Source organism: Streptomyces sp. WAC04114, from assembly GCF_019733245.1.
Classification (GTDB): Bacteria; Actinomycetota; Actinomycetes; order Streptomycetales; family Streptomycetaceae; genus Streptomyces; species Streptomyces massasporeus_A.
In genome coordinates, this window is sequence record NZ_JAIGQA010000055.1 from 1 (window position 1) to 13,530 (window position 13,530).

The following is a 13,530-nucleotide window of genomic DNA, read 5'->3' on the forward strand; positions in this document are numbered from 1 at the left end:
CGTCGGACCTGGCCCTGTGGACCGGGGCGTCCAAGCAGCAGCTGGGTCGCGAGTTCATCGAGTCCCTGGCCCGCGGCCTGACGGTCCTCACGGCCTTCGGCGAGGGCAGGCCGGAGCTGACCCTCACGGAGGTGTCCCGGGCGACGGGCCTGGCCCGGGCGACGGCTCGCCGGGCCCTGATCACCTATGAGCACCTGGGCCTGGTGGCCGCGGCGGGCCGCACTTTCTCGCTCACCCCCCGGGTCCTCTCCCTCGGCTTCCCTCCCCTGTCCCGCACGTCCCTCCCCGAGATCGCCCAGCCCCACCTGGCCGACCTGACGTCCCGCATCCACGAGTCGACGTCACTGGCGGTGCTGTCGGACTCCGGCGAGGAGATCCAGTACACGGCCCGGGCGGCGACGGCCCGGGTGATGAGCGTGAACATCACGGTCGGCACGCGACTGCCGGCGTACGCGACGGCACTGGGCAGGGTGCTGCTGGCGGACGCGCCCGAGGGAGTCCGGGGTGCCGAGGACCTCCCGGCGCTCACCGCCCACACGATCACGGACAAGCAGACGCTGGCGCAGGCCCTGACCTCGGTCCGCACGCAGGGCTACGCCCTGGTGGACGAGGAACTGGAAGAGGGCCTCCGCTCGATCGCGGTCCCGATCCGCGACAGCTCGGGCCGGGTGGTGGCGGCCCTGAACACGGCGATGCACGCGAGCCGCCGCACCCCGAGCGAGTGCGTGACGGACCTGGTCCCGGAACTGACGGCCACGGCGGCCCGCATCCAGACGGACCTCCACACAGCGGCCCACTTCACCCACGTCCCCCTGACCTGACCCCCACACCCGCCCGACCCACATCCGGTACGCTGACGCCTGTGGTCCTCCCAGACCACAGGCACGACGCTGCTTGCGTCCACTGCCACTGCCTTCGTAGCTCAGGGGATAGAGCACCGCTCTCCTAAAGCGGGTGTCGCAGGTTCGAATCCTGCCGGGGGCACAGCCTGCGTGGCAGGTCGGAGGATTGACGGCCTCCCGTTCCTTTCGAACGGGGGGCCGCTTTCATGACCCACTGCCACATGGATGCCACATGCCCAAATGATCTTTCATGGGAGGGGCACGCACCAGGGCGTGTCGGCCGTGTCCGAGCGCCTGGCCCGGGTGGGAGGCCAGCTGGGTGTCTGCCGCAGTGAGGACGGCGAAGCGACCGTGCAGGCGTGGGCGGCGGAACCGCCACAGTGACCAGCCCGGCGCCAGACTGCCGAGTGCGGGCCGCCGCAGTGGCGATCCGTACGATCGATCGATGTGATCACTCGATCGTGAGTTCTTCCGGACTCCCTCCCGATGTGACGCGATGCTCAAAGAGACGGCGCGTGACCGGCGCTGCCCGGATGGGCTAGGGGTGGGGAAGAGCATGACGCGAGAAGCAGGACCGCGCGAAAGCCTGGACGGGCAGGCGTTCCTGCTGGTGGCCGGGCTGGCCGATCTGGCCGTGAGCACGCTGGGTTCGGCCGTCGGCGGGGTTCGGAGGCTGTTGCGCCGCTCGGATGCCGCGGAGCTCGCCACGCAGGCCGAGCACGACCTCGCGGCGCGTGGGCGCCTGGTGCTGGACCAGTACGCGGCCGTGCCCCCGGCCCACCTGGAGATCCTCGCCCGACACGTGTCGGCTCGGAAGAGCGTGGATGATGACTGACCGGTGGGAACCGGTCGCGTTCAGGCGCCGCATCGACGAGGTGCTGCGCCGGTTCGTCGCTCAGGAAGCTGATCAGTTCACCGCGATCGATCCGCTCCTGGGCCCGGTGGCCGAGCAGTTGGGGAACGCGGTCGCGGATGGCAAACGGCTGCGCGCGGCGTTCTGCTACTGGGGCTGGCGCGCGGTGGGCCAGCCGGACAGCGCCGCACTGGTGCGGGCGGCGGCCTCCATGGAGCTGGTGCACGCCGCAGCGGTCGTTCACGACGACCTCATCGACGACAGTCCGCTGCGTCGCGGGCGCCCCACGGCCCACGTCGCCCTGCGCGATGCCGTTCGGCGTCGTCCGCGCGGCGCGGCGGCGGCGAGGTCGCTGGCGATGCTGGTGGGCGACCTGCTGATGGCGCTGGCCGGGCAGTTGTTCGCCACCAGCGGCCTGCCCGCCGCGTACCTCGCCCGTGCCCGCCCCCTGTGGTCGGTGATGGCCCGGGAGCTGATCGCGGGCGAGTGCCTGGAGATCCTGCGTACCGGAGCCGGACCGGACACCGATGCGTCATTGAAGGTGATCCGCTACAAGACCGCCAAGTACACCGTCGAGCAGCCTCTGCTGATCGGCGGCGCCCTGGCCGGGGCCGGCACACGACTGCGCGAGGGCTACTCCGCGTACGGACTGCCGCTGGGCGAGGCGTTCCAGCTGCGGGACGACCTGCTCGGTCTGTTCGGAGACCCGGGGCGCACCGGCAAGGCCAACGCCGACGATGTGGAAGGCCACCGGCCTACGGCCCTGCTGGCAGAGACCTTCCGCCTGGCCGGGAAGGACGACCGCGCACGGTTGCGCGCCCTGCTGGGCCGACGCCGCCTGGACTCGGATGCCCTGGACACGGTCCGCGAGGTGATGCGCGTGCTGAGGGCACCAGACCGCATCGAGGACATGATCGGCGTACGGGTAGAGGAGGCGCTCGGTGCTCTCGACGAGCTGGACGTACCGGCCTCCGCCCACACCGCCCTGACCGCAATGGCCCGCTCCGCGGCGGACCGCCAGTTCTGAGAACTCAGCCACCACGGAGCCCTGCCATGACGATGACGTACACCGACGCGTCGATGGACGCCCTGAGGCAGGCCGGTGACGAACTCGCCGACGCCACCGTCGCCACGCTCTTCGAACGCGGCCAGGTGGGCACGTTCAACACCCTGATGCGCTACGTCTCCACCACCGGCGCTCCCCTGCCGGACGGTCTGCCCGACGTCGCGCGGGAGTACCTCGAGGCCACCCGTGTCCCGCCGGCCTGGGTGGACTGGTCGGAGATGGAGAAGGCCCGGCTGTTCTTCATCGACAACAACGTGCACATCTCCACGGCGCTGTCCTTCGCCTCCATGCCCGCCTGCTACGTCGTACCGCACGTGGCGAAGCTGTTGTCGGCCACCCACGGACTGAAGTACCCCTCCAAACGGATGGCGGAGACAGGCCAGTTCACCGTCTACCTGATGCAGCCCAACGCCTTCGAAGCAGGCGGCCGCTTCATCCCTGCCGCCCAGAAGGTCCGCCTCCTGCACGCCTCCATCCGCCACCACCTGCGGCGGGAGAACCGATGGGACGGCGACGCGCTGGGAGTGCCGATCTGCCAGGAGGACATGATCGGCGGCCAGATGTTCTTCTCCCTGCTCGTGCTGGACAGCCTGCACCGCCTCGGCATCCACATGTCTCAGGAAGGCGCGGAAGCCTACTACTACGCGTGGCGGGTGGTCGGAGCCTTGCTCGGCGTCGACCAGGACGCGGTCCCCAAGTCCCTCGACGAGGCCCGCCAGTTCCTCGACCGGTACATGATCCGGCACATGGGGCCTTCCGAGGAGGGCGCGCAGCTGACCCGGCAGCTCATCGACCTCTACGAGGAGATCGTGCCCGGCACCTTCTTCGACCCGATCGTCTCCGCGCTGATCCGCCACCTCATCGGCCCCACCTGCGCCGGCTGGCTCGGCGTACCGCACACCCCGTGGGACACCGTCGTCAAAGCCGTGCCCCACCTCCTCGGCGTCCTGGAGACCATCGAGGACCGCTCCCCTCTCGGCGCTTGGGCCCTGGACCGCCTCGGCCACCTCACCACCGTCTTCGAACTGTCCTCCCTCACCCGCGGACGCGTCATGCACTACGCCATCCCCGAACAACTCAAGAAGGACTACGGCATCCCCCATGCGGTGCCCCGCACCCGCCGGTGGGAGCCACCGGCGGGTGCGGTCTGTTGACCACACGCATGCTCAAGCTCCGGATATTGCGCGCTCCATTGAAATCATCAGTTGGTTGCCCGGACTGATCCCAGCGCAAGGGGACGATGCGCACGGATTCAGCACACATGAGGCCGGGAAACCCCGCGAACCCGTGAGAACTACGGAGGGATGTTTCCCAGGCCAGGCGCCCCACCGTCGCCGTTTCCACAGGTCACAGCTCCGCTCAAGGAAAAACTCCTAAAGCGGGTGTCGCAGGTTCGAATCCTGCCGGGGGCACCAGCCAAAGGCCCCGGACCGATCTTGGTCCGGGGCCTTTGACATCCACTTCTGACATCAACGAGGGCGGTCACTCGCGGATGCGGCGTCTCCTGAGCAGCCGGTCCATGTGACTCGTGGCCTCGCGCTGCGTGTCCTGGACGACATGGGTGCAGACGTCCATCGTGATGCTGATCTGGGAGTGACCGAGGATCTCCAGCACGACTCGGGGAGCGACTCCGGCTGCCATCCTTGGCGTATGCCGGTCTCTCCTGATACCCGTGATCTTTGCCGGTCCGTCTTCGTGCCGGACGTGGTGGAGCTGGCCGTTATGGCGTTGGGGACGTACACCGGTCCAGATGAGACATGGGTTCATCAGGCCGCCACCAGGCTCAGCGAAGGGGAGCTTCACCGCCTGGCCCACTGGTTGGACGAGGCTGAGCGAAACCCGGACACCTTCCGCTGGTACGCCGGCGAGCCCACCGACGTGTCACCCGAAACCCACCGGTTCGCGGTCGAGTTCACCAACGCGCTGATGGACAAGGGTGTCCCCAAGCCGCCAGGGCCGCGGTAAGCACCGTGCCAGACCCGTGCCAGACAGCGCGGGGAGCCACGGGGAACAGCGGTCACTCACCGAGCACGTCCACATGTCGTGACACCGGTGTGCAGCAGGTCAGCGCGCCTGTCGAGCGTGGAGGACCCAAGCTTCCCAAGCTGATGACGTCGACGTGTGCTCGCGCACCCAACAATCCGGCACGCGCCTCGCGGTCTACGAGGGCGCGCGGCGCTGTCCCCGCCTCTTCGGCAGCGTCCGGGCTGGTCCGCTCTACGACGCCGACGGCACCGGTGAGGCCGCTGCTCGTTGAACGGAGGAGCTGGATCGGCGGACTGGCCCTCTGCGTGTCGGGGGTCGCTGGCGATGGTGACTTGGAGCTGCGCTGTTACTCACTTTCGGGTGACACGACCTGCCGTTTGGGGGGTGGTGGAACCTGGCGAAGAGACCTCGCACCGCAATGCCCACAAGGGGTGTGGGTCTGCGAAGGCGTCAACTTCGCGCCCGAGGTGGATAGGTGGACGTTACATCCGAGAGTCATAGAAAGTTGGACAACAGGTAACAGGAGCCATGTTTCCCCCACGACTTCTTCACTGGATGGACAGAGTGTGTGTGCGGCCAACCGGCCGCGACCGCACACGCACCAACATCCCCGGAAGGCCACGGTGGCCGCGCCGGGGAGGGTGTCCGCACCGTAAGGGGACCTCATGTCCGCTTTCGCATCCGTCACCGCTCGCCGTATCGCCGCTGCCACACTCACCGCCGGCGCCCTCGTCTCGGTGGTGACCCTCCCGGCATCCGCCGCCGACCACGCCCGCCCCGAGCGGCCGAAGGTGAAGATCTCGGACGTCCAGTACAACTCCCCCGGCCGCGACGACCACTCCAACCGCTCCCTGAACCGTGAGTGGGTGGAGATCACCAACACCGCCCGCCGCGCGGTGAACCTCGACGGCTGGACCCTCCGGAACGACGACGGCCAGACCTACACCTTCAACCACTACCGCCTCGAAGGCCGCGCCACCGTGCGCATCCACACCGGCATCGGCCGCGACACCGACAGTGACCTGTACCAGGACCGCCGCGACTACGTGTGGGACAACCGCTCCGACACCGCCACCCTCCGCAACGACCGCGGACGCTTCATCGACAACGAGTCCTGGGGCCACCACCGCCACGGCGGCGGCCACGGACACGGGCACGGGCACGGCCACCGCTGACCCCTCACCGGCGGCGATGAACTGAGAGCGCCATCGCCGCCCCGATATCGACACCGACGCCCCCGGCTCCAAGGCGACTTCCATGGCCGGGGGCGTCGCCATGGTCGCCAGAAGGCGAAGCTGATGGTCTGCCACCCGCCTTGACCTTGTAGGCAGGCCCTGGTCGGCTGGCCCCCCACGGCCACCGACCCGATCGAGTACGGCAAGGCGATGCCGACAGTGGCGACCCATCTGGCGAAGGTCGAGCGGGCCTTCAGCCGGACCCGTTACTCTCACGCCGGACAGCCATACACGACCGGTTCGGCAAGCCCTCCTCGAAGCACTACAGCATGAAGACGCCCAACGAGTCGTACCGATCATGGTCCGGGGCCTTTGACATCTACTTCTGACATCAACGCGGGCGGTCACTCGCGGATGCGGCGCCTCCTGAGCAGCCGGTCCATGTGGCTCATGGCCTCGCGCCGGGTGTCCTGGACGACGTGGGTGTAGACGTCCGTGGTGATGCAAGGCCTGCCCCCGTCTTCGTCAGCAGCGTGCGGAAGAAGCGCCTGGCCGCAGCGGTGTCCCGCCGGTTCTGTACGAGGATGTCGAGCACGTTGCCGTCGGCGTCGGCGGCCCGCCAGAGGTACTTCTGCTCTCCGTTGCTCTTGAGGAAGACCTCGTCCAAGTGCCACTTGTCCCCGGGCCGGGGCTGTCGGCGGCGCAGGCCGTTGGCGAGGACTGCCCGAACTTGGCGCACCAGCGGCGGACGGTCTCGTGGGAGACGATCACGCCGCGCTCGAGCATCAGCTCCTCGACCTCGCGGAGCGACAGCGGGAAGCGGAAGTACAGCCACACGCAGTGCGCGATGATCTCGACCGGGTACCGGTACCGGTGCCCCTTGTACGACGGCGGCGTACCGCCCACGGACCCCACCACACCATGATCAACCCGAAGATCATCCCACCCGGCCAGCCAACGTGACAGTGCCCGAAGAGCGCACCCTGACCGCTATGGTGACTGACCATGTCACCGATAGCCCGCACCTTGCAGATCGCCCTGATGCTCTCCGGCTTTGCCGTACTCGCCTATGCCGCCCTATGGGACATGGACGACGCCACAGGGTGGCAGTGCCGGGCCACGAAAATAGGACAGGAACCGGTGCAGATCTGCGGCACCGAGGACGGCATGCACACTCCGATCCTCCTCGGTATGGCCGGGATCGCTCTAGAGATCGCGGGCGTTTCCGTCGTGGTGGGGGCCCGCAAGGGACGCTCGGTCGAGGCTTCGCCGTCAGCCGTCCCGGCCTCGTTCGCACCAACGCCCCCTGGTGCGGCGCCCTTCGGCTCAGCGCCCTTCGGGTCAGGGCAAACACCCCCTGCCCCCGCTGCTTCACCCAACCCGTGGCCTTCCCAAGTGCCTCCACAGACTGGGCCCGGACAGCACTGACTGGGGTTCCTCCCGGGCTTCGCCCCGGCTGGCCGCGTCCGGCGGCGCGCTCGGCGGCTTCGGGCATGAAGCGGGGAGACACCCTCTGTGGCTGGGGCGGTCGGCTCAAAGACGTGAGGGGGCAGGACGGCCTTACGCGCCATGCCCGACGGGACTGGTGGCGCAGGGCGCTGACGATCTCCCGCATCTCGTAGGCGCCCTGGTAGGGCTGGCGGTCGCTCACGAGGAACACTCCAGCACGGCAGGACTACCCGACCAGTCCCCACATGCCTGTGCAGGCACGAGATGATCACGGAGCATGCGGGCGACGGCTCGCGCTTCGGCGTGGAAGTCCGGTACGCCATCGAGGATGAGTCTCTTGGACGAGGCGGAGAGCGCACCGACGGGCCATCAGCCTCGCTGATGACCCGTCACCACTGGCGTTCTCAGTGATCGTTGAGGAACTGGAAGTGGTAGGAGCCCGAATTGTCCGAGGGCTCATGCGAGACTATGACGTCGAATTTCTGGTTCTCCGCGAGGTTGTACTTGCCGCCGTCCGAGGCGTCCCGGTAGCTGCACTTACCGTCGTTCTTCGTGTCGGTGAGGCTGTACACGAGGTCGCCGCTGTAGTAGTCGAAGACGTTCACCCACGCCTTCTTGCCGTCGCTCTTGATGTCACAGACCCTGAGGTAGTCGCCGCGCTCCTCGATGTAGGCCGCCGCGTGCTTGCCCCTGTCGTACAGCGGTCCGTGGTCCCAGTCCACCGCCTGCGCCGAGCCCGGCACCATGGCCACCGCGACAGCACCCATGGCCAGTGCGGATATTCCGCCCTGAACGATTCGCTTGATGCTCAATTCAATCCCCGTAGCTTGATGGTGAGTAGTGGTCAGAGCCGTATGAGGCTAACAGTGGATGTCGGTCACCGGCCGCCCGTTCCAGACGGGTGCCAGATCGTGCGGGGAACCACGGGGAACACCGGGGACAGGCTCGGCGAGCGGTCGGACGCCAGCAGCGCTCCCGTGCAGGTCAGCCGAGCAACCGCCCGTAGATCACGTTCGTGCCCACCAGCTCGGTCCGCGAAGCGGCAGGTCACCGACCCGATGCCCCGGCCTCTCTCCTGAAGCGGATGTCGCAGGTTCGAATCCTGCCGGGGGCACAACGCGTTATCGCTCTGACCTTGGGCTTCTTCCCCGGGGAGGGCTCCTACTCGGCCTCGGGCTCCTCGTCCGGGGCCGTTTGCGTGAGCGCTTGTGCCGCGGCGGCGACCACCTCCCCGCCCTTCTCGCCGAGGCCGACGCGAGGGGCCCGTGCTGTGTCAGCCAGGCCACTCGCGACAAGCAGGCACGGGCGGCCAGGTGGCGATGCTGTGTGAGCAGTCGCGTATGAGTCGCACCTGGCCGCCTTGAGCCTTCGCGGTGCTGGAGGAGCAGTGCCGACGTACGCCGGCGCCTCAGGAGGCTCAGGAGGCTTCGCCGGACGTGCTCGATTCCTGTGTCCGGGCAGTCGCCGACCTGTTCCTCGGCGTATCGGCGCCGGGCGGTTCGGTCCTACTGGTAGTGGATGCGGCGGGGGGTCGCGAAGTACTGGCCGTATTCGCTGAGGTAGTCCTCGAGGAGTTCGCGCAGTTTGCCGGCCTCCGCCGGGAGCACCGCCGAGAAGGCGGCCCATCCGGTGAAGGTCAGTTCGTGCGGCAGGTCGACGAGGCCGGTGATCGCGTCCCAGAAGGCGTTCCAGTTCCGGCCGTAGAAGTCGGGGAACATCAGTTCCCGCTGAAGGAGCCGCTGGAGTTCCTCGGCGTTCCGTACCTCGGTCAGATCGATGACGAGGGCGTCGGGGACCGTGGGCTGCGCTTCGTTTGTTCCGTCTGTCTCGTCCGTCATCACGGCCAGGGTCTTTCAGTAGGTGCCGACGAAATCGACGGTCTTGTAATGGTCGGTGGTCACGTACAGCAGGCCGTCGTCGGAGTAGAGCAGTCGCGTGCCCGGCTGCTTGGACCGCTTCATGGTATTGGTCAGGCCGACATCGGCCTCGTACCACACACGTCCCGACTTGGTGGGCAGGCCGATGGAGGCGGGGTCGCGGAAGATGTCTCCGCCGATCTGTCCTCCCGGCACGTGGTTGCCGAGAGCCTTGCCCGGTTCCCAGCCTTTCTGGGCGGCCTGGCTCTTCGTCACGTAGTTCGAAGGGAGCTTGCCGGTCTTGCGCAGGCTGTCGATGAGCGGGTTGGCCTGCTCCGTGGTGCGCAGTACGGCGGTGAGCCGGGAGGCGTTGTACAGGCTGTCGGCGCCTTTGTACCCGGCCTTCATCGTGCGCAGAATGACGACCGCTCCCACAGCGCGGTCCAGGCCGGACAGGGGCTCACCGGTGGCGGAGTCCGTACCGGTGATGGCCTGCCAGATTCCCTTGACGTCTCCGATCCCCGGGGTGAGGTCGAGCAGCAGGGACAGCTTGCGCTGCTGTGCCGCGTCCTGTGCGAAGGACTTCTCGCTGCCGAAGAGGGTCTCCAGGTTGGAGAAGTCGAAGTCGATCCGGCCGGGGGTGATGTGGTTCAGCTGCTCGAAGCCCTTGGCCATGTTCTTGACGGCCTTGTTGGTCTCGGCAAGGGCCTTGTTCGCCTCGCTGATCCCCTTGTTCATCTGGGCCATGCCGCTGTTGGCGCGGGCGATGCCGGCGTTCGCCTGCTTGAGTCCGGCGTTGACCTCCGCCACGCCCTCGTTCATCTGGTCGAGCCCGGAGTTCATCTGCGCCATTCCGGCGTTCATGGTGTCCAGGGCACCCATGATGTCCTTGTAGGTCTTGCCGACCTCCAACTCCTTGATCAGGTACATCGTGTCCCTGAGCAGCTTGGCGGTCGACTTGGCGACCTTCACCGCCTCGCGGCCGAATTCGGCGGCGGCCCTGCCCTTCTTCTCCGCCTTGGCGGCGGACTGGAGGAACTTCGTGCGCAGCGCCTCGTCCGTCAGCAGCAGTGACGGGTCGTCCAGTGCCGCGTATGCCTTGACGGTGGCGTCGTAGGCGTACTGGGCATCGAGCTGTCCGTCGCGGGCCTCATGGATGAGGTGCAGCACGAGGAACCAGGTGACACCGCGCTCGGCTATCTGATGGACCAGATTCTGAAGGCAGGCAGGGCGCTCGGTCAGTGGCTTGTTCAGGCACTCCCGCACCGACGCGTCGGCGCTCTTCTCCAGGGCGTCCCTGACACAGCCGATCTTCTTCAGAGGGGTCAGGTTCTTGCAGGAGGCGAGCGGGCTGGATGCGGCGGCGGCCGACTGTGCGGGCGCAGCGGCGACGGTTCCGGTCAAGACCAGGACCAGTGCCAGGACGGCAGTGACGATCCGGGATACCGGCTTGTTCTGTCTCAATTGTTCCCCCGCGTCATCCGGAATGCGCCGCACCCCCGCGAGGAGGTCACCCCTGGTCAGGGAGTGGGAGGCAGGCCGGAGACGCCGTTTTGGCAAAAGTGTGCGCACTCACATTACTGGACAGTAGGAAGGCTGCGCGATGTGTGAGCGGACTGTCCGGTACGAGGCATCATGAGCCGGACGGAGTACGAAGCCGCGCGGGGTTGACCAGGTGAAATAGCGCCACTCGGCAGCGTCTGGCACCACCCGGCAGGGATTCGATGCCATTCCTGAAGCGGGTGTCGCAAGTTCGAATCCTGCCGGGGGGACAGAGAGCGTCTATGTCCGGACGGACGACGCGCAGCAGATCGCCTGCCGCGACGGTGCGGTCGGCGGTATCCGATGAGCCGGGTCGTCTCTTCTCCTGATCAGGCCGGGTGAAGGTCAGATGGCAGACGGCCGCCGACGGAGGAACTCGGCATCTACCCGCACGCCGAGTTGGGGCAGGGCGATGTGTCGCGTCCTCGGCTGCGCACCCTTCAACGAGCTCCGGACGCGCAGCGCACGCAGGTTTTCGCCGCCGGGCGAACCTCTAGGCGCTCCGTCGGGATCGGCTCACCGCATTGCTCGCAGCGCCCGTAGTCGCCTCTCTCCAGCCGTTCCAGGGCGCGATCGAGCTCGTTCAGATGCTCGCGCGCCTGGGACAGCAGGGCGGCGACGTGCGCCCGCTCGAAGGCCGTGCTCGCGCCCTCCGGGTCGTGCTCGTCGTCAATGGCCACCAGTGCGTTCGCCTCGACGATCCCCTCGTATTCACGGCTCAGAGCGGATATCTGCTGCAGCGTGCCGACACGGTCGGCCGCGAGCAGTGCCCGCATCGACTCACCCTGGGGTGCGGCGAAAGCGGCATTGGTGGATTGGTCGCCCATACCGGAGGAAACCTCATTGCCTTGCGCCGTATTCCCGGGTGCTCGGGCGACGACGGCTTCAGCGATGAGGTGGGCGGCCACGCTGGTACTGCTTCGGCCACGGGACGTCGTCACCGAGCACGCGGGCCGCGTGGAGCGGCCAGGTCGGGTTGCGCAACAGTTCGCGCGCGAGCAGATCGCGTCGGCCGGTTGGACGAGGCTGGCCGTTCGGTCTGGCGCGGCAGGTCTGGCTCTTCGGGGGCTCAGTGGGAAATCTCGGGCTGATGGTGAGGGGGCCGTTTGCGTACCGCGCGCCAGCGTGACCGGGTCTGCTCGACGATGTTGCCCCACTGGCGGCGGACCTCGTCCTGGGACGGGCGCCGACCTTGACGGATCCGGACGAGTTCGTCCCGCACCTCCCGTCCCAGGGCCGCGGACACCACGAGGACGAGCATGGCGCCGAAGAGGAGCGAGGCCATCCCGAAGACCGCGCCGGCCGCGCCGTAGCGCGAGGCGTAGGAATTGAACAGACGCGGCAGGTAGACGGTCGCGACTGCCGAATAGGCCGCGGCCAGGACGGCCGCGCAGACCGCGAACGGGAGCAGGACCGCCCCGGCGAGCCGCTTCGCGGACAGGATCCAGCCGCTCCAGGTGAGGAAGACCACGGTCACCGGAATCTCGCACACCGCAGCCGCCAGCCCCAAGCGTCCGCCGCTCAGTGTCACGTAGAGCCACCCGATCAGCGCGGTGTAGAAACTGAGCGCGCAGATCCACCACAGGCCGTTGCGCGTGTTGCGTACACCGAGCGGCCTCAGTTCCCAGGTCTGCTCGAAGAGCCGCTGCATGGTCCGGGAGAAGCTCAGCACCGAGATCGCCAGGAACACCGTCCCGAAGACGCCGACGCCGGCATTCGTGGCCTCTTCTGAGAACACCGCCCGGACGGCCTCAGCACCTTCACCGGCGAGCCCGTAGCGGTTGATGATCCGGTCTGCGGCCTCTGTGCCGAAGATGGCACCGCTCAGCACTACAAGCGGGATGAGTGCGGTCAACGCACCGGAGGCCAGAGCCATCGAGCGGTCGAAGCCCGCGATCTTCTGGAACCGGTTGATGACGCGCAGCACGAACGCAGGACGCAGCCAGAACGTCAGCGTTCTGTTGAGCCGCTCACGGTTGATTCCCGCTGTCCTGTCCTTCGCTGATCAGGGGTCATATGTGGCGAAGTGAGCCTAAGGGAGGTTCGCATCCGAAGCCGTAGGCGACACAGGAACGGGTCGGGGAAGTGCCGGGCCGGCGACCAGCGCGCCGAGCAGGAGCAGCGGGAAGGGGACCCGGTCATGTCGAAGCGCCGACCGAGAACTTGAATACACCACCGCAGGAGGGCAGTGCACGACATATCCAGAAGAAGCACGAAACCGGACGCGTGAGTGCCACAGTGAGTTGTGACATCGACAACCCTTTTGCCGTTCCTCGGCGTTGTGCTCGGCGGCCTCGTGTCCACATTGACTCAGTACTCGTTGGGACGCGCGGCGGAGCGGGCCGAAGTGCGGCGGAGCGCTCGTGAGCGCGCCGAGGCGCGTCGCAACGAACGCGTCACCCACCTCGTCGACTTCCTGTCCGCAGTGCAAGAAGCCGAACGGGTTGCTGTGGACCGCCATCACCACAGGCTGGCTGACGAGCAGTGGCAGGCACGGGCAAAACAGTCCATCGACAGAATGTGGGTGGCGCAGAAGACGATTCACATGCTGTGCGCGACCGAGGTGAACGAGGCGGCGCGTCGTCTGGCGTATGACGTCCAGGACGTGATCAGAAAGGGCCCCGGCGACCCGGGAGAACCGCAGGACGAGAAGGTCTGGGCATACATACGTCCGAGCCGGAGGGCGTTCCTCGACGTCGTGCGCGACCACCTGGAGTAGGAGGGGCCGCGGGCAGCGGACGGGCCCGGGCCGGGCGCGACA

General features: G+C 67.6%; 12 protein-coding genes, 2 tRNA genes and 3 pseudogenes. 9 read left to right on the forward strand and 8 right to left on the reverse strand.

The window, feature by feature from the left end:
- From K4G64_RS16915 to K4G64_RS16940, 6 genes are all read left to right on the forward strand, one after another.
- Window positions 1–821, forward strand: an 821-nt coding sequence (locus tag K4G64_RS16915; RefSeq protein ID WP_221756871.1) for an IclR family transcriptional regulator C-terminal domain-containing protein, incomplete at its 5' end; no start/stop codon positions are given.
- A gap of 90 nt (window positions 822–911) precedes the next feature.
- Window positions 912–984: transfer RNA gene (locus tag K4G64_RS16920), tRNA-Arg, on the forward strand.
- Between the two features lie 414 nt (window positions 985–1,398).
- The gene (locus K4G64_RS16925; RefSeq protein WP_221756872.1) at window positions 1,399–1,677 is read left to right on the forward strand and encodes a polyprenyl synthetase; all 279 of its coding nucleotides are present in this window, start codon (window positions 1,399–1,401) and stop codon (window positions 1,675–1,677) included.
- Complete coding sequence (locus tag K4G64_RS16930; RefSeq protein ID WP_221756873.1) at window positions 1,667–2,722, forward strand: polyprenyl synthetase family protein; 1,056 nt, start codon at window positions 1,667–1,669, stop codon at window positions 2,720–2,722. The genes K4G64_RS16925 and K4G64_RS16930 overlap by 11 nt, the downstream gene beginning before the upstream one ends.
- Before the next feature lie 32 nt (window positions 2,723–2,754).
- Complete coding sequence (locus K4G64_RS16935) at window positions 2,755–3,915, forward strand: oxygenase MpaB family protein (RefSeq protein ID WP_221756900.1); 1,161 nt, start codon at window positions 2,755–2,757, stop codon at window positions 3,913–3,915.
- Between the two features lie 168 nt (window positions 3,916–4,083).
- A tRNA-OTHER gene (locus K4G64_RS16940) sits at window positions 4,084–4,176 on the forward strand.
- A gap of 67 nt (window positions 4,177–4,243) precedes the next feature.
- On the opposite strand, the pseudogene K4G64_RS16945 reads toward K4G64_RS16940, so the two are convergent.
- Window positions 4,244–4,399: pseudogene (locus K4G64_RS16945) on the reverse strand (site-specific integrase); the annotation flags it as partial.
- Between the two features lie 12 nt (window positions 4,400–4,411).
- Between K4G64_RS16945 and K4G64_RS16950 the strand changes: the two are divergent.
- Entirely contained in the window at window positions 4,412–4,726 is a 315-nt protein-coding gene (locus K4G64_RS16950) for a hypothetical protein (protein ID WP_221756903.1), read from the forward strand.
- Between the two features lie 686 nt (window positions 4,727–5,412).
- On the forward strand, window positions 5,413–5,922 hold the full coding sequence (locus K4G64_RS16955) for a lamin tail domain-containing protein (protein WP_221756874.1): 510 nt from the start codon (window positions 5,413–5,415) through the stop codon (window positions 5,920–5,922).
- A gap of 404 nt (window positions 5,923–6,326) precedes the next feature.
- Here K4G64_RS16955 and K4G64_RS40180 read toward each other — a convergent pair.
- The 7 genes and pseudogenes from K4G64_RS40180 to K4G64_RS16985 all read right to left on the reverse strand — a co-directional run.
- A pseudogene (locus tag K4G64_RS40180) lies at window positions 6,327–6,425 on the reverse strand (integrase); the annotation flags it as partial.
- Window positions 6,380–6,828, reverse strand: a pseudogene (locus K4G64_RS16960) (IS6 family transposase); the annotation flags it as partial. The pseudogenes K4G64_RS16960 and K4G64_RS40180, both read right to left, overlap by 46 nt.
- Before the next feature lie 947 nt (window positions 6,829–7,775).
- Window positions 7,776–8,183 (reverse strand): hypothetical protein, encoded by a 408-nt coding sequence (locus K4G64_RS16965; protein WP_221756875.1) that lies wholly within the window; start codon window positions 8,181–8,183, stop codon window positions 7,776–7,778.
- A gap of 693 nt (window positions 8,184–8,876) precedes the next feature.
- Window positions 8,877–9,209, reverse strand: a complete 333-nt coding sequence (locus tag K4G64_RS16970; RefSeq protein ID WP_260460559.1) for a barstar family protein — start codon at window positions 9,207–9,209, stop codon at window positions 8,877–8,879.
- Between the two features lie 15 nt (window positions 9,210–9,224).
- The gene (locus K4G64_RS16975; RefSeq protein ID WP_221756877.1) at window positions 9,225–10,691 is read right to left on the reverse strand and encodes a pre-toxin TG domain-containing protein; all 1,467 of its coding nucleotides are present in this window, start codon (window positions 10,689–10,691) and stop codon (window positions 9,225–9,227) included.
- 518 nt (window positions 10,692–11,209) lie between these two features.
- Entirely contained in the window at window positions 11,210–11,596 is a 387-nt protein-coding gene (locus K4G64_RS16980; RefSeq protein WP_221756901.1) for a TraR/DksA C4-type zinc finger protein, read from the reverse strand.
- A gap of 242 nt (window positions 11,597–11,838) precedes the next feature.
- Entirely contained in the window at window positions 11,839–12,696 is an 858-nt protein-coding gene (locus tag K4G64_RS16985; RefSeq protein WP_221756878.1) for a hypothetical protein, read from the reverse strand.
- A gap of 318 nt (window positions 12,697–13,014) precedes the next feature.
- Here K4G64_RS16985 and K4G64_RS16990 point away from each other — a divergent pair, with 318 nt between their 5' ends.
- Window positions 13,015–13,488, forward strand: a complete 474-nt coding sequence (locus tag K4G64_RS16990) for a hypothetical protein (RefSeq protein WP_221756879.1) — start codon at window positions 13,015–13,017, stop codon at window positions 13,486–13,488.
- Window positions 13,489–13,530: the final 42 nt, after the last annotated feature.